The following is a 22,422-nucleotide window of genomic DNA, read 5'->3' as shown; positions in this document are numbered from 1 at the left end:
AAGCTGCTATTCAAACTTAGTATCTACTTTAAAAACATTATTACCATTTAAATAATCTTTTACAAACATTCTTTTTTTACCAGCAATCTGTAATTCCGTAATTAAATAAATGCCTGCCCCTGTTTTTACACCAATAGCATCTTTAAATATTTTAACGATCGTACCATTTTCTTGATGTCCATGGTGTTCAATAGCATTTTTACAATGATGAACCTTACCAGCCCAAATTTTAACTACCTTATCTTGATAAGTAGTATAAGCACCAGGCCAAGGATTCATCCCACGTACTTGATTATAAACCTGCAAAGCACTCTTATTAAAATCCAGCTTTTCTTGTTCATGGCTAATTGTTGGAGCATATGTAACAAGATTTTCATCCTGCTCAATAGAAGCATTTGTTCCTTCAATAATACTTGGTAAAGTTTCAATTAATAATTTTGCTCCTGCAACACTTAAGCGTTCGTACAATTCACCAGTTGTTTCTGCATCATCAATATTAACTTCCAACTGACTAATAATATTTCCTGCGTCCATCATTTTAGCCATATACATAATTGTTACTCCAGTAACTTTTTCACCATTAATGATAGCATAATGAACAGGTGCCCCACCACGATATTTAGGCAACAATGAAGCATGTACATTAATACAGCCGAGTTTTGGTGTGTTTAAAATTATTTCTGGTACGATTTGACCATAAGCTGCCGTAATTATCAAATCTGGTTTTAAATCAATAATTTCTTGATATTCCTGCTTGATTTTCTGCGGTTGAAACACTGGAATATTATTTTTAATAGCTACTTCTTTTACCTCTGGCATCGTTAAAACCTTTTTCCGTCCAACAAAACGATCAGGCTGACTAACAACACCAATAACATTAAAATTATTTTTTAATAATTCTTCTAATACATGTCTAGAGAAACTTGCAGTTCCCATAAATAATATTTTTACATCTTTCATTTAATCACCACTTTCTTATAAAAGTGTACTAATAATATTAGAAATAATCAATACTAAAGTTTCAATTACTTTAATACATCCATCACTAATTTTTTTTACTACTAATGATAATGCATTTTCATCATTATCATTAGTAGTTCCATAATCAGTTGTAATAGTTCGCTGTTCTTTTATATCTTCTTCAAACTGTTCAATATTTTGTTCAAACATTGCCTTTTTAACACTAAAATCACCAAACAAACCATTGATCATAAATAAAAGCATTCCCACCAGGCATAAATCAATTAAAAAATTTTTCATCAGCCTAAATATTCTCCAATCGCTTTTGCAATGATTTCAACTGTTGCCTGGATTTCTTCTTTAGTGTTACTTTGAGCTCCAACTTCAATTAATACCATGTTATCACTTGTACCTTGATTATAGTGCGAGTTTTTAACATAAACACCCCTACTGATTTTAGGAATCGTAGCATTCGCTAAATCTGATAATTTTTGCGATAATTGATTTACAGCATCAAACTTGCCACTGCTTTTTCCTACTACAAACATAATTTTAGCATATGATTTACCATTATAACTAATCGTCGACAATTCTTTTGAAATTGAATCCCGATGAAAATCAATGATCAAATCATATCCACCATTACTTTGTAAACTTTGTTCCAAATACATCTTAGAAACCGTATAAGATTTGTTATAAGCAATATTATGCACAGCTTTATAGCTTTCAAAATCATTACCTTCAACATCACACTGATAACCCTGACTATTTAAACAATCCTTTAAATAATTCGCCCCTAAAACAACATTATATCCATCATATTCTTCACTTTGATGAGTATTGTAGATATGAACCTTTTTATCTTTAGTAATTGTAAACTCTGTAGTTTGGGGATTAGCTGCTACAGGGGTAGAACTAGTAGTATTATTAATAGCATTAATAACTTGTGCATTAGGAGAAGTTGATACTTTACTTGGAAGATATACGATCAAACCAACTATAACGGCTAATTTCAATAAAATCAAAAAAGTATTTTTTAGTCTCATCTTCATCACCCACTATACTATACAACTAATTGTATGCACGAAATGTAGGATTTAGTACCTTAAAGAATTAATACTTTTACTAATTATTTTAGACATTATTTCACACTGTTCATCAATCTGTTTATCACTTAAAACAAAATTACAATCAATAGGATCTAATACTTCATTAAATAACATTTCAAGTTCATTATCATTAAGTTTTCCAATCTGTCCTAACATCATTTCCTTTTGCTGCTCATTTAAAGTCCCTTGATAGCTTTCTCTTTTTCCTACCTTTAATCTATTTACAGGATTTAAACTATCGCCAAAATAATCAATAGTATAATTTAACACATCACTAACAAGGCTACTGGCATAGATTACTGTTGGTATTCCGATTGCAATGACTTTAGTTCCCATCGTTTGTTCATTTATTGCTTGACGATAATTACCTATTCCACTACCAGGATTAATTCCCACATCATTTATTTGGATAACATGGGCTAATTTACGATAATTTTTAGCACATAAAGCATCTACAACAATTACTAAATCAATATTTTCTTTATCAACTATAGCTTTTACAATTTCACTTGTCTCCATTCCCGTTTGGACTTTTACTCCTGGAGCAATTCCTAAAATATCATAATAATGATTCAAGAGTTTATCTTCATCATCAAGAAAATGCGTAATTCGAATATCTCTTAAAGTTCTAGGTCCGATTGCATCATTAGTTAAATATTGATTTCCTAGACCAACGATTAAAATTTTGGGATAGTTGATTTTATCAATCAAGGGTTTTAAATTATTTACCAGTTCATCAATAATGATTTGTTGATCCATGTAGTTTTTAAAACTAATTTCAATATATGTCCCGATTCCTTGATTAATACTTTGATGAGGTTGGAGAATTGATACTTTTTCTACTTTTACACCATTATTAACATATTCTTCTTTATTATAATGTTTCCCTATTTCTAATTGTTCTAATGATTCTGTCGCTAAATCACTACGTATATTCTTAAAATTCATCATATCACCTACCATAAATATCACCAATTCTTTGATTTTAATACATTTTTATCTAAATAATGTCTTATCAATTTAAAAAAAAGTTGCATTTAATCAATTATTTATATATAATGTAAAGGCAAGAATAAAGCGAGGTGAAAAATCATGGCAAATATGAAACAACAAATCAAACGTTATAAAAATGATAATGTAAAAAGAGCAAAAAACGCTTCTTATAAATCAGCATTAAAAACTGCAATTAAAAAATTATTAGCTGAAGTTGAAGCTGGAAATAAAGATGGAGCAGTAGAAGCTTATAACATTGTTGCATCAAAATTAGATGCTTCTGTTTCAAAAGGAATTCATCATAAAAACTATGCTAGTAGACAAAAATCTAGATTAGCTAAATTAGTGAACTCTATCTAATGATAGGGTTTTTATTTTAAAGGAGAAAATTGTATGGAAAGAAAAGATATTGATATTAAAGATACTTGGGATTTAAGCACCATTTATCAAAATCATAATGACTTTTATCAGGATTTAGAAAAAGCTAAATCTTTAATTGATGACATAGTTAGTTTTAAAGGAAAAATATGTAATAGTATTGATAGTTTCTATAATTTTTTATCAACAAAAGATCTAGTGGAACGATTAATTAATAAATTATACTGCTTTGCTCACTTAAATTGTGATGTCGAGCCTAATAACCAGGAATATCAGACAATGATGGCTTCAACCATCGGTGTTTTAGAAGCTTCATCGGTAAAAATCTCTTTTATTGATAATGAAATTATTGAATCTAAAGATAAAGTTTTAGAATATATCAAAGATCCAAAACTTCAAAAATATACTTATAAAATTAATTCATTATTATCATTTAAAGATCATATTTTACCTAAAGAACAAGAAGAACTTTTAGCTAAAGTTGAAAGTATCGCTGATACTTCCAGCCAGGTATTTGATGCGTTGCGCCTTGAATATGATGATGTTGAAGAAAACGGTGAAATGAAAACTTTAAACAACGCTACTTTAAATCAGTTTTTAAAAAGTAAAAATGATAATGTACGTAAACAGGCCTATACTAATTTTTTTAAGGAATACAAAAAATTTGAAAATGTTTTTGCCCAAACACTATCTGGGGCAATGAAAAAAGATGTTTTCTACGCTAATGTTCGTAAATTTGACAATGCCTTAGAAGCTAGTGTTTTTGATGATGATGTACCTAGTGATTTATTCTTTAAAATTTTAGACAGTGCTAATGTGAAATATCGTCATTTATTTCATCGCTATAATCGTCTAAAAAAAGAGCTTTTAAATAAAGATGTAATTTATAATTATGATTTAAATATTCCTTTAGTTTCATCAATAAAAAAAGAATACACGATCGATCAATGTTTTGAAATCATCAATGAATGTTTAAAACCATTTGGACAAGAATATTTAAATATTATTAATAAAGCTAGAAGTGAGCGCTGGATCGATTATTATCCAACTCCTGGTAAAAGAATTGGAGCTTATTCTAGCGGCAGCTATGATACCAATCCATTTATTTTAATGAATTTTATTGGTGATTATAATTCTCTTTCAACTATGATTCATGAATTAGGACATAGCGCTCATTCTTATTTATCTAATCATTATCAAGATTCTGTTAATGCTAATTATCGTATTTTTGTTGCCGAAGTTGCATCAACTGTAAATGAAACATTATTGATTAATTATATGATCAATAATGCTAAAGATGATCAAGAAAAAGCTTATTTTATTTATGAGCAGTTAGAGAATTGTGTAGGCTTAATTTTTAGACAACCAATGTTTGCTGATTTTGAATATAAACTGCATACTATGGCTGAAAATAATGAGCCCTTATCTTCTAAAGTAATTACTGATTTATACGCTAAACTAAATCAAGAATATTATGGAGATGATGTTGTAATGGATGATCTAGTTGGCTGGTCTTGTTACTATGTTCCACATTTCTATTACAATTATTATGTTTATAAGTATACATTAGGAATGACCGCTGCTCTAGCAATTGTTAATCGAATCTTAAAAGGTGATCAAAATCAAGTTAAAAATTATTTAAAATTCTTAAAATCTGGTGGTAGTATGGCTCCAGTTGATTTATTAAAGAAAGCTGGAATTGATCCTTTAGATGATCAAATTTATGAAGATGCCTTTAATTATTTTGAAAATCTATTAAATCAATTTGAGGCAATTAAAAAATCATCATAAAAGTATTTGCGCTATTTATTATAAATAGCGTTTTTTATATGTTATAATAGTTTAGAGGTGAGTTCATGAAAAGAAATGAAACAAGAGCTATAAAAGTAGGTAATCTTACTATTGGTGGTAATGATGAAGTAGTTATTCAATCAATGACAAATACTAAAACTAAAGATATTGAAGCAACTGTTAAACAAATTAATGAATTGGCAAATACAGGCTGTCAGCTAGTTCGTTTAGCTGTTTTAAATATGGATGATGCCTTAGCGATTAAAGAAATCAAAAATCGTGTTAATGTTCCTTTAGTTGCTGATATCCATTTTGATTACCGTTTAGCCCTACAGGCAATTGAATCGGGAATTGATAAAATTAGAATCAATCCTGGTAATATTGGTTCTATTGATAAAGTCAAGTTAGTAGTTGAAGCTTGTAAAAAGAAACACATACCTATTAGAATTGGTGTTAATGGCGGTTCTTTAGAAAAAGAAATTTTAGAAAAATATGGTAAACCAACTGCCCAAGGAATGATCGATAGTGCTAAAAAACACGTTGAAATTTTAGAAAGTCTAGATTTTTATGATATTTGTATCTCATTAAAATCATCTAATACTTTACTTACGATCGAAGCTTATCAATTAGCCAGCGAAACCTTCCCATACCCTTTACATATCGGCGTTACTGAAGCGGGAACAAAACTAGGCGGGACAATTAAATCTAGTTTAGGAATTGGAACTATTTTATATCAAGGAATCGGTAATACTATAAGAGTATCTTTAAGCGATAGTCCATTAGAAGAAATAAAAGTAGCTAAAACATTATTAAAAGAATTGCAGTTAATTGATAATGTTCCGACTCTAGTTTCCTGTCCTACATGCGGACGAATCCAATATGATCTAATTCCTATCGCTAAAGAAATTGAAGATTTCTTAAATACGATCAATGCTAATATCACGGTAGCAATCATGGGCTGTGCAGTTAATGGCCCAGGTGAAGCAAAACATGCTGATATTGGAATTGCTGGAGGAATCAATGAGGGTTTATTGATCAAAAAAGGTGAAATCATTCGTAAGGTTAAACAAGAAAATATTGTAGATGAATTAAAAAAAGAAATTTTAGCAATGATTTAATAAGGATTGAGCTTATAATCAATATTATTAAGTTAAAAAAGTACACATTTGAAAAGATATAACGGTTGGAGTTAACAATTCCTGCCTAAGCGAATTAGCAAGTATTCCTTTAGCTATAAAATGTTCTATTGGTGGGATTTTCCCACCTTTTTTAGTTAGAAAGTGTCTTGTTATACGATCTCGTGAAGTTGATTTGGAAATATATATTTTATCACTTGTACGACCCTTTGACAGAAATTAGATAGAATACTTTCTTTAGAATGCAATATGTTAGCGCATATTTCACTTCTCTAAATGATGTTTCATGCCTCTTCTCTTTGACAATTATTCCAAAACTTGGGAATCTTTAAATAATGAATATTGTCAATACATGAAACTTTAACACTTTTACCTACTAATCCCAAACTGCTTTTTTATTCAATTCACCAAGTATATCTTTGACTTTTAATTCATGTCTTTGCTGGAACAGACACCATGTAAATGTGCAAACGCTTTAGTAAATGACGATGATGAATCATAACCATATTTATAACTTATATCAACTATTTTCATTTTTGTACTCTTTAAATCATATCTCGCTAAAGTTAGTTTTTGTAAATGAATATATTCTGCAAAACTGATTCCATTCATATATGAAAATATTTTTTAAAAAAAGCCAAAAGAATATCCTACAATCTAAACTATTTCGTCCTTATCAATAATCATCTATAGTTTTTCATACCAAACCATATATCCTCTCATCTATATAATATTTTATCAAATGATATCTTATCTTTCAGCTCATTTTAAACACTAACTAGCTAACTATTGATTAATATAATATTTATTAAAAATGGCAAATAACAAGTAAAATGAATAATTCTTTTGTATATATTAATAGGAGGTCTTTTTCATGACAAAAGAATTTTACAATGATTTTAAAAATGATATCTTATTCAAATATTTACTGCACGATGATTTAGATCCTGACTGTATCTTTATGTTAAAACTCTTTATCGAAAATATCCTCAATATTAAATGTGATCAAATCTCTGTCCTTAATCCTGATCTTAACCCGAAACATATATCTGATAAAGATATGATCCTTGATGTTAAGGTAAAAACAACTGATGGTGATATTATTGATATCGAAATGCAGAATTCTACCTTTTCTAAAAGTCATTACTATCGTTTCTGGCAGTACGGTGCAGCTTTACTGGCAGCACAAAAAGAAAAAAGCAGGAGTTATATTGAAATCATGCATTCTGTATATCAGATCATCTTTATTGATGATATTGATAAAGATAATCTAAAATTGATTGATACATATAGAAGTACTAATGAAGATGGAATAATAGAAAAGTATAATCTCATTACCAGGAGTTATGTCCAGCTGCCATATATCAATATAATCAGGAAACAGAAAAGTTTAAAAAAATGAGTCAAATAGAACTGGCTTTGTATATATTTAAAAACGGGATAGATAGTGATATAATTGGTTTAACGAACCAAGGAGTGGTAAAGATCATGAAAAAAAATTAGAAATGTTTAATGAAGACGAACTATTAAGAGATATGTATTATAAGCGAGATTTAAACAGGGCAGCAAATGAATCTGAAAAACAGGAAATATATGAAAAAGGATTGGCTAAGGGAAGAACTGAAGGTGCATTAAAAATAACTATTGATTTTATTGAAGCAAGATATGGAATAAGAGAAGAAGAATGGGTATTATCGCTAAATACTAAACAATTAAAAGTGATTGATAAAATAATCTTTGAAGAGGATGAGTATGAAAGGTTCAAACAAAGAATAGATGAGATAAAGGAAACAGAAAAATAAATCTGTTTCCTTTTTTATCGAAAATAATTTTGTATGAACGTTCTATTTATTTTATTTATGCATATTATTAATTATGGAGGCAAAATAATGAGTAATAATAATTATGATAATCTATTTGATTTAGATTTTAAAACATTTGAAAAACTTGTTTATGACCAGGATATCGAAATTGATGAAGATCAATTATTAATAATTTATAATTTGATTCAGAATAATCGTTATGCCTTAGTTGATAGTCATTACAATGAAGTACTTTATAACTATATAATTGAAAAGACAAGTATTGCTACTTGCCTTAAAATTAAATCTTTTTTAGCTAATTGTCCTAATTATTTTAAATTAGGATTAAAAGTTTGAGTTTTAAACATTTCTATTTCATCTTTATATGGTGCTCTTTTATCGATGTACGGTGTTTCTAAAATTTTAGGGACATCTTTTAATTTATCATGATGAACGATCTTATTTAAAATTTCAAAACCAATGTGACCATAGCCAATATTTTCATGGCGATCTTTTCCAGCCCCACATACATTTTTAGAATCATTAACGTGAACAACTAATAATCGATCTAAACCAATTTTTTGATCAAATTCCACTAAAATTTCATCAAATTTACTTAAATCATAACCTGCATCATGCATATGACAAGTATCTAAACATACTCCTAAACATTCATTATTATCAACATGTTCAATAATATATTTTATTTCATCAAATGAACGACCACACTCAGAACCTTTTCCTGCCATCGTTTCTAAAGCAATTTTAACATTGCCACAATTTTTAGTAGCTTCATTTAGTCCGGCAACAATTTTATCTAAACCTGCCTGTGCCCCAGCTTTTACATGACTTCCAGGATGTAAAACTAATCTTGTCATTTCTAAGGCTTTACAGCGTTCAATTTCCTGCTTTAAAAAGTTTACAGCCAATTCAAAAGTTTCTGGTTTGATCGTATTAGCTAAATTAATAATATATGGTGCATGAACAACAACATTATTAATATCAATGCCATTTTCTTCCATTAATTTTTTAGCTTCATCAAATCTTAACTGATCTACTGGTTTACGTGCTGTATTTTGTGGAGCTCCTGTGTAAAACATAAAAGTATTAGCATTGTACAAAAGAGCTTCTTTGACTGAACCTAACAGCATTTCTTTACCTGACATTGAGACATGACTTCCAATTATCATTAATATTCTTCTCCATTTCTTTTAGCAATTTGTGCAGCTTTTGCACGTTCTTTTTTCTGACGTTTAATATCGTTTTGAATCATTTGCCGTTTTTGTTTACGGACTACTTTTTCAATTTCTCTTTTACGTTTCTTCTTATAACCTGGTTTTACTTTTCTTGGTTTACGAATAATACTTTGAACTTTTTTTTCTAGTTCTGTTTGTTGTTTAGGGCGCTTAGTTCTTTTTAAACGTTCCCCTAGATCAACAAATTGACCATTTTTAATTGTCATATTTTTAAAAACAATGCCTTTTCTCTCTAAGATTCTTAGATTTTCTTCATCACTAGTATCATACATACTGTAACAAATACCTGTATATTTACCTCTTCCACTACGACCACTACGATGAATGTAAAAATCTGCTTCTTTAGGTAACTCCATATTAATTACGTGTGATACCCCATCAATATCTAGTCCTCTAGCTGCAATATCAGTAGCAACAATATATTGATAATCATTGTTACGAATTCTTCGCATCATTTGTTTACGTTCCCGTGGCTCTAAATCACCATGAATTTCTCCTACCTTGAAACCATCTTCACGTAATTTTTTTGTTATCATTGCTACTTCATCACGCTTATTTGCAAAAATAATACATATATAAGGGTCAATAGCCTTCATTATTTTCTTTAAAACATCATATCGATCCTGATGTTTTGTCGCAATTAAAATATGTTCAACATTATCAGTAGTAACTTTATCATCATCGATTTCAATCGTTACTGGTGTTTTCATATATTTCTTTAAAAACGGTCTTAACATTTGGGGAATAGTTGCTGAAAAAACCATCATTTTCAAATCATCTTTCATTTTACCTGCAACAGCATCGATATCTTCTAAATAACCAAATTCCAAAGTCATATCCGCTTCGTCAATTACAAGGATAGAAGCTGTCGTTATTTTTAATGCTTGTTCATCTAATGATAGATCTTTAATTCTTCCTGGTGTTCCAATAACGATATGAGGCTGGACTAATAATTTATTAACCGCTTTTTGGCGATCACTTCCACCAATAATTAAAGATACCCGAATATCCTGATTATATTTAATAAATAACCTGGCATTATTGTATATTTGCGTTGCTAATTCACGTGTCGGTGCAGTAATCACGGCTTGAACATGATCTTTACTTGTATCTATTTGATCCATAATCGGTAATAAAAAGGCATGTGTTTTTCCTGTTCCGGTTTGTGAAATACCGATTATATCATTATTTTTATATCCTAAAGGAATCACTTGTTCTTGAATTGGCGTTGGTTTAATAAAACCTAATTCATTAATTGTTTGATAGCAAAATTCCTGTAATTTATATTTTTCGAATGTACTCATCTTTTCCTCCTTTTCTTTGAGAAATTCAATTAATTTTATCATAACATAAATAAAAAGCAAATAAATTTATCTTCTCTTTAAAACTATCTTATATAATTGACATCACTACACATCAAATCTATCTGCTTTCTTAAATCTTTTCATTCATTATAATCATATATTTTCTTTTTATTGAATTTCACACTTTTACTTAGACATTGATTATATATTCATTTTAACATATGGGTAAATAAAGCAAAAGAATACACATAAATTATTATTGGTAAGAGAGCTTTAAAACTATTTTGATGTACTTATTAAAAAAAATACTTATTTATCTTTTGTTTCTGGCACACATACAAAAAAAACACATAAACTATAATAAAAGGAGGGATAGTATGAACCCATTTTATGATGAGAATTTCTACTATGATAACTTTAATCCACAAATCTATCCTATGAATCAAGTATATCCAATTAATCGTAAAATGAAAACCCGAGCTAATATCCAAAAATCATTACATTATGCTACTAAAACAATATATACGATCAACCAAATAATTCCATTAATATATCAAATCCGACCAATAATTAATAATACTAAAAATGCCTTTCGCGTTATTCAAGCAGTAAATCATATTAATGATATTGACTTTGATGAAGTAGAACAAAATATCACTCCGCTCAACGAAGAAAAAATAAAAAACTCTACTGATAATGACGTACAGTTTGAAAATATGATACAATAACTTTGAGGTGATATAATGAAAGTCTATCAAATTGTTCCTCGTGGATATTGTAAAGGTGTTATCAGAGCAATAGAAACAGCAAAAAAACAGGCACATCATGAAGATACTTATATATTAGGAATGATTGTTCATAATCAATATATTGTTGATGCCCTTGAAAATTTAGGGATTAAAACAATCGATAAAAAAGGTGCCTCAAGAGAAGAATTGTTAGAAGAAGTTAATAAAGGAACCGTAATTATTACAGCTCATGGAGCTAGTGATAATGTCATAAAAAAAGCGCTTGAAAAAAATCTAAACGTAATCGATGCAACTTGTCCTGATGTGATCAAGACTCATGATTTAATAAAAGACTATCTTAATAAAGGGTTTGAAATTCTTTATATTGGTAAAAATGGACATCCTGAATCAGAAGGTGCCCTATCTATTAATTATGAACATATTCATTTAATTGAAACTAAAACAGATTTAGATAAGTTAGACAAAAATTTAAAATATGTTATTACCAACCAAACAACCATGTCTTTATATGATGTCTATGATTTATGTGAATATGCTAAAACACAGATTCCTAATTTAATTATTGCTAAAGAAACATGCCAGGCAACTACGATCAGGCAAGAAGCCATTGCTAAAATTAACGATGATGTTGATGTTGTTTTTATTGTTGGTGATCCACATTCAAATAATACCAAAAAATTAGCTAGTATTGCTTGTAATAAAGCTAATAAAACTACTTATATGATTGAAAGTGTTAATGATATTACATTAGAAATGTTAAAGGATAAAAAAGCTGCTGCCGTAAGTTCAGGCGCTTCTACCCCTACTTATTTAACTAATCAAGTCATTAATTATTTAAAACAATTTAATTATAATGATTCATCAACACATCCAAAACCAAAAATTGATCTAAATAAAATACTCTAAAAAGCTCCTAGATTTAGGAGCTTTTCCAATACTAATTATTATTTATTAAATAAAAGTTAGAATTAATTTTTCTTTTTCTTAACATGCATTATTAAACTATATATAATCACAACTGCGCAGGGAAAACCTAAAATTTCATTTAAAACTATTGCAGTTGTACTATTAATAATAGCTTGATCATAACAATATCTAACTATCAGCATACCAATTATACAAACGATTAAAAAAAGTGCTATAAATAAATTTTTATTATTTTTCATAATTATAATGATCCGATCTTATATTCCCAATATTCAGTAATACATGGACCTGAATGTCTTGGTTCACATTCTAGAATAAACTTGCCAGTAAGTTCATAACGAGCTCTTGGTTTTGCTGATGTTTTTAATTTACTTAAAACAATTCGACAAATATCATGTCCTGATACATATTGAATTCTCTGACAATCATCAATAGGAGTGATAGCAATAATCAATGAACATCCCGTGAATAAACAGCTAATATGTTTTAACATAATTTCCTCCTTTTCTGTCTAACTTCATTAATAGACGCAAATATTTTAATAAAGCAGAAAAGAAATTTTTCTAATACTTCAAATTCATATTTAATTACTTTCTTATCATTCCTTTAATTTATTTTCCCTTACCTATTTGATGAAATTAAAACTATTTAACGTTACCATAACTTATTCACATAATAAACAGAAGTATCATTTCTTTTAGCTGTTTTACTTACCTTTACTATAACATAATAAATAATGATATTGTTCATTTCCCCATTTAATGGTTTGATATTCAATTAAACGGTCGTAACTTTTAAAAATTATCTTATTAATATGATTTATATTGATTTAAAAATGACTGGTGAAATGCTTTAAATAAAAACTAATCGATATTTATCATATATTAAAAAAATATATTAAATAATATTTGCATGTATTCAAACTAATTTCCAATCTTAAATTTCATCATACAGATATATACTCATAAAATATCAATTTATGCTGTATAACATTAGTTTTTATATAATGACATACTATTTTTATCTATGATTCCTTCATCAGATAATAAATATTTATATTCATTATCAACTACAGTTTTTAATATTTTTGGTAATATATTCATTAAATCTATAATTTAAAATTATCATAAAACTAATTATCTATGATTAATATTTTAATTGATCAAAGCATAATGTAAATATAAAAGAGACTTTTTCCATAATATGAGTCACAATACCTTATATTATGGAATAGTCTCTTTTAATCGAAATCTTAGATTGTTTTGTAAAGCTTCTATTTTTATAACTACTTTTTTAATAGTATTTGTATCAAATAATAACTTCTATAATTAAAACTATTTTCTAGCCATACTGTTATTAGAAAACTTTAATTTTTATATTATTAAAATTTTCCTTTAATCATTATCGATACGCATATTAGCTACCCTAATCATTATATTCTTAATCTAACATCATTTTTTAATTTATCCTATTAATTAACAATCTATCAAGAAATTTATTTTGAGATTGTAATTTTATTTATGATACTGTTACTTTTTTCTTTTTTACTAAAGAAATTACAGCTGTCAATAATGTTAATGCTAAAGTACCACTATGAATTGCAATCGACGTATCATCACTTGTATTTACAGCTACATGAGTATCATTTTGAGCTGTTTCTTTTTTGATGATTTCGATTTCAAATGATGTTTTATATTTTCCATCTGAAAGATTGATTTTTTGTTTTCCTACTTTATTCATATCTGGTTTAAAAATAATTAATTTTTCTAATGGAATTATTTCTACTGTATCATTATCATAAACGATTGCAGCTACTAAACCATCGATTTTAAATTCTTCACCCATTTCATAAACAGTTTTAGTTGGTAATGTTTGGATCACTAAACCTATAGATGTTTTAGGTAATATTTCAACTGTTTGATCAACTGAAACATTAGTTCCTTTACAAACAATATCAATCACTTGCTGACCAACTTTACTGTTGTCATATCCTTTAATGATAAAATCATCACTATTAGCATTAATAATTTCTACACTACCATTATTATATGTTAATTCTAATTTACCACTAAATATAAATGGTTTTCCTTCTTTAAATTGTAAAATATCTGGTTCTTCGATCCATTTCATTGCAGTAACAGTCTTAGCATCAATTTTAATTGAATAAGATGTTTTTAATTCATTATATGATACCTCAACATCAACTTTTTCACCAATTTGATTCATATCAACGTTACACATAGTAGAATCTAAATCAATTATTTCTTTAGAATTATCATCATAGATCAACAATAATTTACCACCTGTTATATCCAATTGTTGACCTTCAATATATTCTACTCTATCAGGTGCTTTAAAGATTTCAATTGCTGTTAATGCCTTATTTCTAACGATAATATTAAAACTTGTTTCAAAGCCATCATAAACAACTTTAACTGTTTTACTTCCTGATGATGATAAAGCAGGAATCGTAACCATTTCATTAGTTACAGTAATAATTTCTGTTTCATCATTATTATAAGTTACTTTAAGTGTTGCCCCAGTAATATCAAATGTTTGATTGACAATATAATTAACTTTATTTGGTAAAGAATTCATTTCAATATTAGTAATTGCTTTTTTTATTACATTTACTTCAAATGTTGCAGATTGATTTTGATATGTTACATTAACAACTTGTTTACCAATCTTGCTATTATCATAACCACTGATCATATCCTTAGTAATTGAAATAGTTTTCGAACTACTATCATTATATGTCAAAAGTATTGATGCCCCAGTTAAATCTAGTTCCTGACCTTCAACATATTCCAATTTTGATGGTGCCGTTATTTCCATCTTAGTTATTTCTTTAGCTAACACTTCAACTTCAAATGTTGCTGTTTTTCCTTCAAAAGTAATTACAACTGTTTGTTTTCCAACCTTATTAGCATCATATCCACTAACCATTTCATTTTCAACACTGATTGGATTACTTGTTCCATCATTATATTTAGCAATAATCGTTACTCCTGTTAAATCAAGAGCCTGCCCTTGAATGTATTCCGTTTTTGCAGGAGTACTTATAGGGGAGTGTAAAATAAAGTGTGTAAGTAAGTAATATGTGTTATATTACTGCTACACACTTTTCTTATTATCAAAATTAAAAATATGGAGGTTAATGAAATATGGCAAGAATAAAAAGAGATCCAAAAACAGTAGCTTTGGCTCAACAAATTATTGATACTTATAATCCACAATCAGCACAGGATATGGATGAAGCTTTAAAAGATATTTTTGGACCATTATTTGAATCAATGCTTCAGGGAGAAATGAACAACCATCTTGGTTATGCATCTAACAGTAAAGAAGAAAAAAAGACATTAAACAGAAGAAATGGTTATTCTCCTAAAAAAATAAAAACATCAAGAGGAGAATTAGATATTAATATACCTAGAGACAGGGAGGCATCTTTTGAACCGCAAATTATTCCTAAGAGAACGAGAGATGTTTCGGACATTGAAAATAAAGTCATCTCAATGTATGCAAAAGGAATGTCTCAAAGAGATATATCAACCACAATTGAAGATATCTATGGATTTTCGGTTTCTCATGAAATGATTTCCGATATAACCGATGCTATCATTCCTGAACTGGAAAACTGGCAAAACCGACCACTATCTCAATGTTATGCATTCTTGTTTGTTGACTGTTTATATGTGACAGTAAGAAATGATTATGAGGTAAAGGAATATGCTGTATATGCTGTTTTAGGCTATGACATCAATGGAAACAAGGAAATACTGGGGTTATGGTTAAACGAGACAGAAAGCAAGCATAAATGGATGCAGATTTTTGATGAAATCAAAGCGAGAGGTGTGGAAGATGTTTTCTTTATATCTATGGATGGTGTTAGTGGACTTGAAGATGGTGCGAAAGCAATATTTCCCAATGTTGTGGTACAAAGATGTATTGTCCACCTTATAAGGAATTCTATTAAATATGTCCCAAGCAAGGATTATAAGCGATTTACACAATCATTGAAAAAAGTTTATGGAGCTCCTAGTTTAAAGGCGGCCAAAAACGCATTTGAAACATTCAAGAATGAGTGGAAACAATATCCGGGAGCAGTTGATGTATGGGAAAGGAACATTCATCATGTAGAACAGCTGTTTGATTATGGATCAGCCATCAGAAAAGTTATGTATACAACCAATGCAATTGAAAGTGTCAATTCAAGTTTTAGAAAGGTCATAAAAAAAGGAGCATTTCCAAATGAGACAGCGGTATTAAAAGTGTTATATTTAAGAGTTCTTGAATTATCGAAAAAATGGTCAGGTGGGCGTGTATCAAATTGGGCAATGGTTATGAATCAATTAATGATGGATGATAGATTTTCAACAAGAATCCAAAAATATTTAGAAAAATAAAATGACCTATATATACTCGATATAAGTCATTTCTATAGTTCTTTGACAATTTAATAAAATTACTTACACAAATTTCTTGACATTCCCTTTTCAATCGTCAGTTGATACTGATGATACAAATTATATGATACAGGATTTTATACTCAATATCAAGTCAGCTTTTGATTCTCAAAATATTAAATTCTATAATGAACCTTCTTTTTCACAAATCCGCGATTTCGAATTCTACTGTCTCAATCATTTGGAGCTGTCATCTTTACATACTCATAACGGCATCGTCTGTAAATCTTCCAATATCAAATATTATCAGTCCTATCAGAGACATTATATCTCTTTTCATAATGGCCAAATTGATGATCAGATGCTTGAAGTCCCTGTGATGTACTGCCGTAATGACGGTCATTTTCATTCTATTTTGCCTGCTTCTTTTATCATACCTCATTCATCATATTCCATATTTTTTGTACTTCATGTCCTCTCTTTGAAGATGTTTTCTTCATTGACCATTGAAAAAATCGTCAATATATTTCAGATATCTGTTTCAACACTTTACCGCTGGATAAAAAAATATTCATATTATTTAAGGATATTCAGCTTTTTAAAAAATAAATATCATATGCATTTCTTCATTCATTTGATCTATGACTACGAAAGTCTCATCAGTGATATTTTCGGTATGACTCTTCATACTCTTTTTCAAAACAGTCGCAAGCTGTTTCAATCAATATCCTGATCGTTCTTGAAAGATAATCAAATAAATATGTTGGCAATGTCATTTCATGATTGTCTGTTCTATACTCAAATCAGGAGGTAAAATAATATGAATATACAAAAAACAGACAGCTATGAGTATCGAAAGCTTGTAGCACAGGTCAAATTTTCGATGATTGCGCCAGTTGTTTCACATACATTTACTGATGATTCTATAACTGCCTATTTCAAGCGCATTGGAAACAGTGAAATTGAATGGCCTGATGGTACAAAACGCCACTTTTCTGGACAGACAATGAAATACTGGCTCCATATTTACAGAAAATTTGGCTTTGAAGGACTTATGCCTAAAGATAGACTCGATCTTGGGAGAGTCAGGAAACTTGATGAGGAACATAAGAAATATATCGCTAATCTCATTAAAGAATATCCTAAAATAACAGGAGTTATGATCTATGAAAAAATGATCGAAGATGGTGTGTTAAATCAAGGAGACTGTTCGGTAGATACGGTTCAGCGTTATATCAAAAACAGTGGTTTAAGAAACGGACAGGGTAAAACACTGACCAAAGAAAGAAGGGCTTGGGAATTTGCCCATTCATGTGATGGATATGAAGCTGATACATGTCATACATTTTATATTTTTGATAAAAATGGAGAATATCGAAAAACATATCTGATAGCTATTATTGATAATCATTCAAGGATGATCGTTGGTGCTGAATTCTTTTTCAATGATAATGCAGTCAACTTTCAAAAAGTGTGGCATGATGCTGTTTTAAGGTATGGGAGAAGCAAAGTCATTATCTTAGATAATGGAAGCAGCTATAAAAATAAGAGCACAAAAGAAATAGAAGCAAAATTGGGAACTAAGATTATCTATAATCCCCCTTATTCTCCAACGGGAAAAGCTGTTATTGAAAGATTTTTTCATACCATGAAAATGAGATTTTTAGATGTACATAAAGGAAGTGATTATCAGTCACTCCATCAATTGAATGATGATCTCAATAAATGGATCAATGAATACAACAGAACGGTCCATTCATCCATGAAAGATGATGAACACGATAATCATACACCATTTGAAAGGTATATGTATGATATGAGAGATATTGAAGTATCAAGACTTTCCAATAAATCACCGGCTGATTATTCTTCATGGCTTGATGATGTATTTCTTCATGAAACGACAAGAAAGGTTAATGGAGATTCAACAGTTCTTATAGAGAATGTATTATTTGATGTTCCTTCTGTTTATATAGGGATTCGAGTTATTATTCGTTATAATCCTCGTACTTTTGAAGGAACATATCTTTATGATACATCACAAAAGAAAAAAGTATTCCTAAAGAGAACAGATAGAGTTGAAAATGGAAAAACAAGAAGAGAGGAGATCATTTACTGATGGAAATGACAACATATTATGGAATGGATAAAAATCCTTTTACCAAGGATGCAACAGTTTCAACACTTTATGCATCGAATGATTTCAATCAGATGACAAATAGACTGGATTTTATCATACGTTCAAGGGGTATTGGTGTATTTTTAAGCAGTCCAGGAATGGGAAAGACGACATGTTTAAGAAAGACACTTGAATCACTCAATCCAAATCGTTATGTCGTCATCTATATATGCATGACAACTATAACAGCGATTGATTTTTATCGTATGCTTAATGATGCACTTGGTCTGGAAGAAACAACGAAGAAATCGCAAATGTTCAATCAGATACAGGAAGAACTCAAAAGACTGACATCAGAAAACAAGATGGAAGTCATCATAGCTGTTGATGAGGCACAGTTTTTAAGAAAAGAAGTACTCAGAGAATTCATCATGCTTATGAATTTTGATTATGATTCTAAAGATTACTGCACACTTATATTTGTAGGGCAGAATGAATTTTTAAGAACATTAAGACTCAAATCACTTGAACCATTTAGACAACGCATCAATATGAATTATACATTTACTGGCTTCAATGAAGAAGAGGTCAAAAACTATGTTGTCTCAAGACTCAAATCAGTTAACTGCAGAAGCGATCTTTTCAAAGAAGAATGTTATCATACACTATATTCATTAATGAATACTTCTGTAAGAATACTCAACCTTTTAATAAACAAGAGTCTGATACTGGGAATGCATTATAAAAAAGATGTAATAGATAGTGAATTAATAATGAAAGCAAGCAAGGAATTGATGATTGGGTAATGATTATGGATTATATATAGAAATTCACAAGAAGAAAAGTGTGTAGGAACAATAGAAGGACTGGTAATAACACCAGTATATGATTTTTCAATAAAAATAAAAGATAAAATAATATGGTGTCAGATGGAGCATTTATTAAATGAATGGTGCATACATTTTATTGATATTAGAAAAAATGTAGAACTTGCACATCCAAGAGATGTCTATTGGAATATGAAAGCGATATATGAAGTATTTGAAGATATTGAAATAAGTTTAAAAATAGCATATGGAATAAAAGCGATATATGAAAAAACAAGAGAATGCATAATTGCATTCTTTTTTTATTTAACAGATAACAAGTTAAAATAATTTGCGGTTACAATTCAAAAAGTATAAAAATCTGATTATTTTAATTTGCAGTTGCAAAGTGGGGAGAGTTTGCAGTTTAACATTTCCGGCAATACATGGTTTCACCATAAATCCATAATCATCTGCAAACTGTTGAAACTTAACGTTGACTTTTCCGCTCGAATACTCTGTTCTTGCTTCATCCATAACCGTTTTCATGTTATCGGTCTTTAGGATATCAGGTATACCACCTGCTGATTCAAAAGCCTGATCAAGATAATGAAATAGAGCTCCTTGTTTCTTGGTAAGTGATATAAAATTAACACTATATCTTGAATAGGAATAAACAAGGGCAAAGATATTCAAATTAATAACTTCACCAGTTTTTAATGTGTAATTCATACTTTCTTTCCAGTCTAGTTGTGCTTCAACTCCCATACCACTCTCTCTTTTGATTGCCTGATGATTAGTAGAACAATTTCTAACTTCACCATTTACTGTTCTGTTTGTTTTTCCATTAAAATATTTGTTGAATTCTTCATGTTGACTGATCCATTTTCTAAAATGTGAAGCCGAGCATTCTAATCCATGATTATCTTTTAGATACTGCCATAAAACTCTTTTATAAAAGAAAACCTGAGTTTTCTGGTTGATAAGCAAGTCATATACTATATGATAGAAATCATCTAACTTACTTTTTCTTTTTCTTTTCTCTGGCTTGGTATAACCATTCATATATTTATCTATTAATCTTCTATCTACACCAAGCTCTCTTGCAATCTGTGATTTATTAACTTTCAATTTTAACTCCTCTATTAATACTTTCAATTCAAGTAAAGATTTGATTTCGATACTTGAATTAACTGATAAATTCATAATCATAATATAATCCTCCAATAAAACTGGATTATTATATTATATATAATTGATTTTGTACATTTTTATATGATCATTTTTGTACGTATTAATAGTATCATTTATAATTCTACATTCATAACAAGTAAGATCTATCACCGAGCGACGTTTTAAACTGTTAACGTTCAGCGAAAATGTCACCAAAAATGAAGAAGGGTTCAACTAGTGAGAACCCTTTGTTTTATTGTCTAATTCTTGGATGAGATTATTTAAGTCTTTGTGATTGTTAATCACAACTTTTCTGTTTTTATGATTAGTACCAACTATTGCACAATCATAAATTCTACCTATATATTTCATTCTTACTTTGTTTTCCAACACAAAATATAAAACAGTAATTTCCGTTGATGATCTGATTTTTATGACTTCTCCATTATTATCATATGGAACATAATAATAACCTTCATAAGAAAACATATTACCTTCAACGATTTTTCTTTTATTTGAAATTGTAAATACTAAATTTAAATCATAATTTTCGGTTAATTCTACAAATTCATAGATTGGATCAATGGGTAAATGCGCAAATTTTTCATTTAGATATTTTATATAGAAGTCATTGAACCATAAGTTTAGCTGATCATAATCTTTTATTTTAAATCTAATAATATCATTCGGTAATCTTCGTTGTGCGGTTCCATTGTATCTTTCTATTAATCCTTTTGCTTGTGATGTATTAGCGAAAATCATTTCAATACCGAGCTTTTCCATCATTAATCCAAAAGATGTCGTATTACCTTCAGAACTTTTAAAAATAGTATGTTTGTCTGAATAAATCGCTATGGGAATTCCTTTTTTTCTAATAATCAGTTCCATTATTTTACAATATCCAAACATACATTCGTTTTTGGTAAACCATCCTGCAAGTATATCATTGGTTGCATCATCTACAGCCATATGTAATGTGTAGAGCTGACCATTACCAAACCAGTCAAAAGGAGTTCCATCAACTTGAATAAGCATACCAGCTCGAGGACTTCTTTTTCTTAATAAATGTAGAGGAGAAGCTCTTTTATGACTTCTATGTTTTACCGGAGATGACCACTTGAATTGTTTATAAAGGCGCTGAAAGAATGAAATACTTCTAGGTTTAAGCTGATATTTTAGAACATCAAGCTCTTTAGATGGATTGAAAATAACATCTTCAAGATAAATATCTCTAAATTGTGATATAGTGATATTAGGGTATAGTTTTTTGAAATTGACGATATAGTCAACTTCAGTATTTGAAGCACGGTTATTGGCGGCCAAACCTTTATTGCCGTGAATCAAAGTGGAATCTATACCTTTTTCTTTTAATGATTTAGAAATACGAATAAGTTGACGCCTAGAATAGCCAGTAAGAATAGATAATTGATCATAAGACATATTTAAATCACCATTTATTTTTTTAGACAACAGATCAACAATTTCTTTTTTGTCCAATAAAAAAGGGACA

The 22,422-nt window shown here is 29.1% G+C and carries 23 protein-coding genes; 12 read left to right on the top strand and 11 right to left on the bottom strand.

Annotation, left to right across the window (positions count from 1 at the left end):
- Positions 1-6 precede the first annotated feature (6 nt).
- The 4 genes from fmt to gpr are packed head-to-tail and all read right to left on the bottom strand — an operon-like array spanning position 7 to position 3,017.
- Positions 7-960, bottom strand: coding sequence for a methionyl-tRNA formyltransferase (fmt, locus tag OC535_RS01465; protein WP_498822993.1), 954 nt, complete (start codon positions 958-960; stop codon positions 7-9).
- A 15-nt stretch (positions 961-975) separates the two neighbouring features.
- Positions 976-1,260 carry a hypothetical protein gene (locus OC535_RS01460; RefSeq protein WP_227052217.1) on the bottom strand — a complete coding sequence of 95 codons (285 nt, stop codon included), beginning with the start codon at positions 1,258-1,260 and terminating at the stop codon, positions 976-978.
- Entirely contained in the window at positions 1,260-2,006 is a 747-nt protein-coding gene (gene spoIIP / locus OC535_RS01455) for a stage II sporulation protein P (protein WP_024722234.1), read from the bottom strand. Before spoIIP ends, OC535_RS01460 begins: the two co-directional genes overlap by 1 nt.
- 51 nt (positions 2,007-2,057) lie before the next feature.
- The gene (gpr, locus tag OC535_RS01450) at positions 2,058-3,017 is read right to left on the bottom strand and encodes a GPR endopeptidase (protein ID WP_498822992.1); all 960 of its coding nucleotides are present in this window, start codon (positions 3,015-3,017) and stop codon (positions 2,058-2,060) included.
- 144 nt (positions 3,018-3,161) lie between these two features.
- Here gpr and rpsT point away from each other — a divergent pair, with 144 nt between their 5' ends.
- The 3 genes from rpsT to ispG all read left to right on the top strand — a co-directional run bounded on the left by rpsT (position 3,162) and on the right by ispG (position 6,349).
- Positions 3,162-3,422, top strand: a complete 261-nt coding sequence (gene rpsT / locus OC535_RS01445) for a 30S ribosomal protein S20 (RefSeq protein WP_024722236.1) — start codon at positions 3,162-3,164, stop codon at positions 3,420-3,422.
- Positions 3,423-3,455: 33 nt separating this feature from the next.
- Positions 3,456-5,231 (top strand): oligoendopeptidase F, encoded by a 1,776-nt coding sequence (pepF, locus tag OC535_RS01440; protein WP_498822991.1) that lies wholly within the window; start codon positions 3,456-3,458, stop codon positions 5,229-5,231.
- A 65-nt stretch (positions 5,232-5,296) separates the two neighbouring features.
- Positions 5,297-6,349 (top strand): flavodoxin-dependent (E)-4-hydroxy-3-methylbut-2-enyl-diphosphate synthase, encoded by a 1,053-nt coding sequence (gene ispG / locus OC535_RS01435; RefSeq protein ID WP_227052222.1) that lies wholly within the window; start codon positions 5,297-5,299, stop codon positions 6,347-6,349.
- A gap of 444 nt (positions 6,350-6,793) precedes the next feature.
- Here ispG and OC535_RS01430 read toward each other — a convergent pair whose 3' ends face one another.
- Entirely contained in the window at positions 6,794-6,979 is a 186-nt protein-coding gene (locus OC535_RS01430) for a helix-turn-helix domain-containing protein (protein WP_227052224.1), read from the bottom strand.
- 262 nt (positions 6,980-7,241) lie between these two features.
- On the opposite strand from OC535_RS01430, the gene OC535_RS01425 reads away from it, so the two are divergent.
- From OC535_RS01425 to OC535_RS01415, 3 genes are all read left to right on the top strand, one after another.
- The gene (locus OC535_RS01425) at positions 7,242-7,769 is read left to right on the top strand and encodes a PD-(D/E)XK nuclease family transposase (protein ID WP_498822990.1); all 528 of its coding nucleotides are present in this window, start codon (positions 7,242-7,244) and stop codon (positions 7,767-7,769) included.
- 103 nt (positions 7,770-7,872) lie between these two features.
- The gene (locus tag OC535_RS01420) at positions 7,873-8,169 is read left to right on the top strand and encodes a hypothetical protein (protein WP_498822989.1); all 297 of its coding nucleotides are present in this window, start codon (positions 7,873-7,875) and stop codon (positions 8,167-8,169) included.
- A gap of 87 nt (positions 8,170-8,256) precedes the next feature.
- Complete coding sequence (locus OC535_RS01415; RefSeq protein WP_024722280.1) at positions 8,257-8,526, top strand: hypothetical protein; 270 nt, start codon at positions 8,257-8,259, stop codon at positions 8,524-8,526.
- Here the strand turns inward: OC535_RS01415 and OC535_RS01410 are convergent.
- Together OC535_RS01410 and OC535_RS01405 are read right to left on the bottom strand one after the other, a co-directional pair.
- Entirely contained in the window at positions 8,499-9,359 is an 861-nt protein-coding gene (locus OC535_RS01410) for a deoxyribonuclease IV (RefSeq protein ID WP_227052229.1), read from the bottom strand. The two genes, OC535_RS01415 and OC535_RS01410, sit on opposite strands and share 28 nt — an antisense overlap.
- Complete coding sequence (locus tag OC535_RS01405) at positions 9,359-10,729, bottom strand: DEAD/DEAH box helicase (protein WP_498822988.1); 1,371 nt, start codon at positions 10,727-10,729, stop codon at positions 9,359-9,361. The genes OC535_RS01410 and OC535_RS01405 overlap by 1 nt, the downstream gene beginning before the upstream one ends.
- Before the next feature lie 377 nt (positions 10,730-11,106).
- Here OC535_RS01405 and OC535_RS01400 point away from each other — a divergent pair, with 377 nt between their 5' ends.
- Positions 11,107-11,457, top strand: coding sequence for a hypothetical protein (locus OC535_RS01400; RefSeq protein ID WP_024722283.1), 351 nt, complete (start codon positions 11,107-11,109; stop codon positions 11,455-11,457).
- A gap of 15 nt (positions 11,458-11,472) precedes the next feature.
- Positions 11,473-12,384 (top strand): 4-hydroxy-3-methylbut-2-enyl diphosphate reductase, encoded by a 912-nt coding sequence (locus OC535_RS01395; protein ID WP_227052231.1) that lies wholly within the window; start codon positions 11,473-11,475, stop codon positions 12,382-12,384.
- Positions 12,385-12,646: 262 nt separating this feature from the next.
- Here the strand turns inward: OC535_RS01395 and OC535_RS01390 are convergent, their stop codons facing one another.
- Together OC535_RS01390 and OC535_RS01385 are read right to left on the bottom strand one after the other, a co-directional pair.
- A complete protein-coding gene (locus tag OC535_RS01390; protein WP_024722286.1) occupies positions 12,647-12,898 on the bottom strand; it encodes a hypothetical protein in 252 nt (83 codons plus the stop codon).
- Positions 12,899-13,923: 1,025 nt separating this feature from the next.
- Complete coding sequence (locus tag OC535_RS01385) at positions 13,924-15,471, bottom strand: bacterial Ig-like domain-containing protein (protein WP_498823079.1); 1,548 nt, start codon at positions 15,469-15,471, stop codon at positions 13,924-13,926.
- Between the two features lie 101 nt (positions 15,472-15,572).
- On the opposite strand from OC535_RS01385, the gene OC535_RS01380 reads away from it, so the two are divergent.
- The 4 genes from OC535_RS01380 (at position 15,573) to OC535_RS01365 (ending at position 20,090) form a co-directional block, all read left to right on the top strand.
- Entirely contained in the window at positions 15,573-16,814 is a 1,242-nt protein-coding gene (locus OC535_RS01380) for an IS256 family transposase (protein ID WP_498822983.1), read from the top strand.
- Positions 16,815-17,634: 820 nt separating this feature from the next.
- Positions 17,635-18,933, top strand: coding sequence for a TnsB C-terminal domain-containing protein (locus OC535_RS01375; RefSeq protein ID WP_027089463.1), 1,299 nt, complete (start codon positions 17,635-17,637; stop codon positions 18,931-18,933).
- A complete protein-coding gene (locus OC535_RS01370) occupies positions 18,933-19,739 on the top strand; it encodes an ExeA family protein (RefSeq protein ID WP_051592760.1) in 807 nt (268 codons plus the stop codon). The genes OC535_RS01375 and OC535_RS01370 overlap by 1 nt, the downstream gene beginning before the upstream one ends.
- A gap of 9 nt (positions 19,740-19,748) precedes the next feature.
- A complete protein-coding gene (locus OC535_RS01365; protein WP_494407233.1) occupies positions 19,749-20,090 on the top strand; it encodes a DUF6618 family protein in 342 nt (113 codons plus the stop codon).
- On the opposite strand, the gene OC535_RS01360 is transcribed toward OC535_RS01365, so the two are convergent.
- Both OC535_RS01360 and OC535_RS01355 read right to left on the bottom strand, forming a co-directional pair.
- A complete protein-coding gene (locus tag OC535_RS01360) occupies positions 20,082-20,951 on the bottom strand; it encodes an IS21 family transposase (RefSeq protein ID WP_051592759.1) in 870 nt (289 codons plus the stop codon). The genes OC535_RS01365 and OC535_RS01360 overlap by 9 nt on opposite strands.
- 195 nt (positions 20,952-21,146) lie before the next feature.
- Positions 21,147-22,352, bottom strand: coding sequence for an ISNCY family transposase (locus tag OC535_RS01355; protein ID WP_498822871.1), 1,206 nt, complete (start codon positions 22,350-22,352; stop codon positions 21,147-21,149).
- Positions 22,353-22,422 lie beyond the last annotated feature (70 nt).

The sequence above is a fragment of the Clostridium sp. Marseille-Q5894 genome (assembly GCF_946902305.1).
Taxonomy (GTDB): domain Bacteria; phylum Bacillota_I; class Bacilli_A; order Erysipelotrichales; family Coprobacillaceae; genus Thomasclavelia.
The sequence above is the reverse complement of the archived record's forward strand: the minus strand, read 5'-3'. Positions and strand labels throughout refer to the sequence as shown.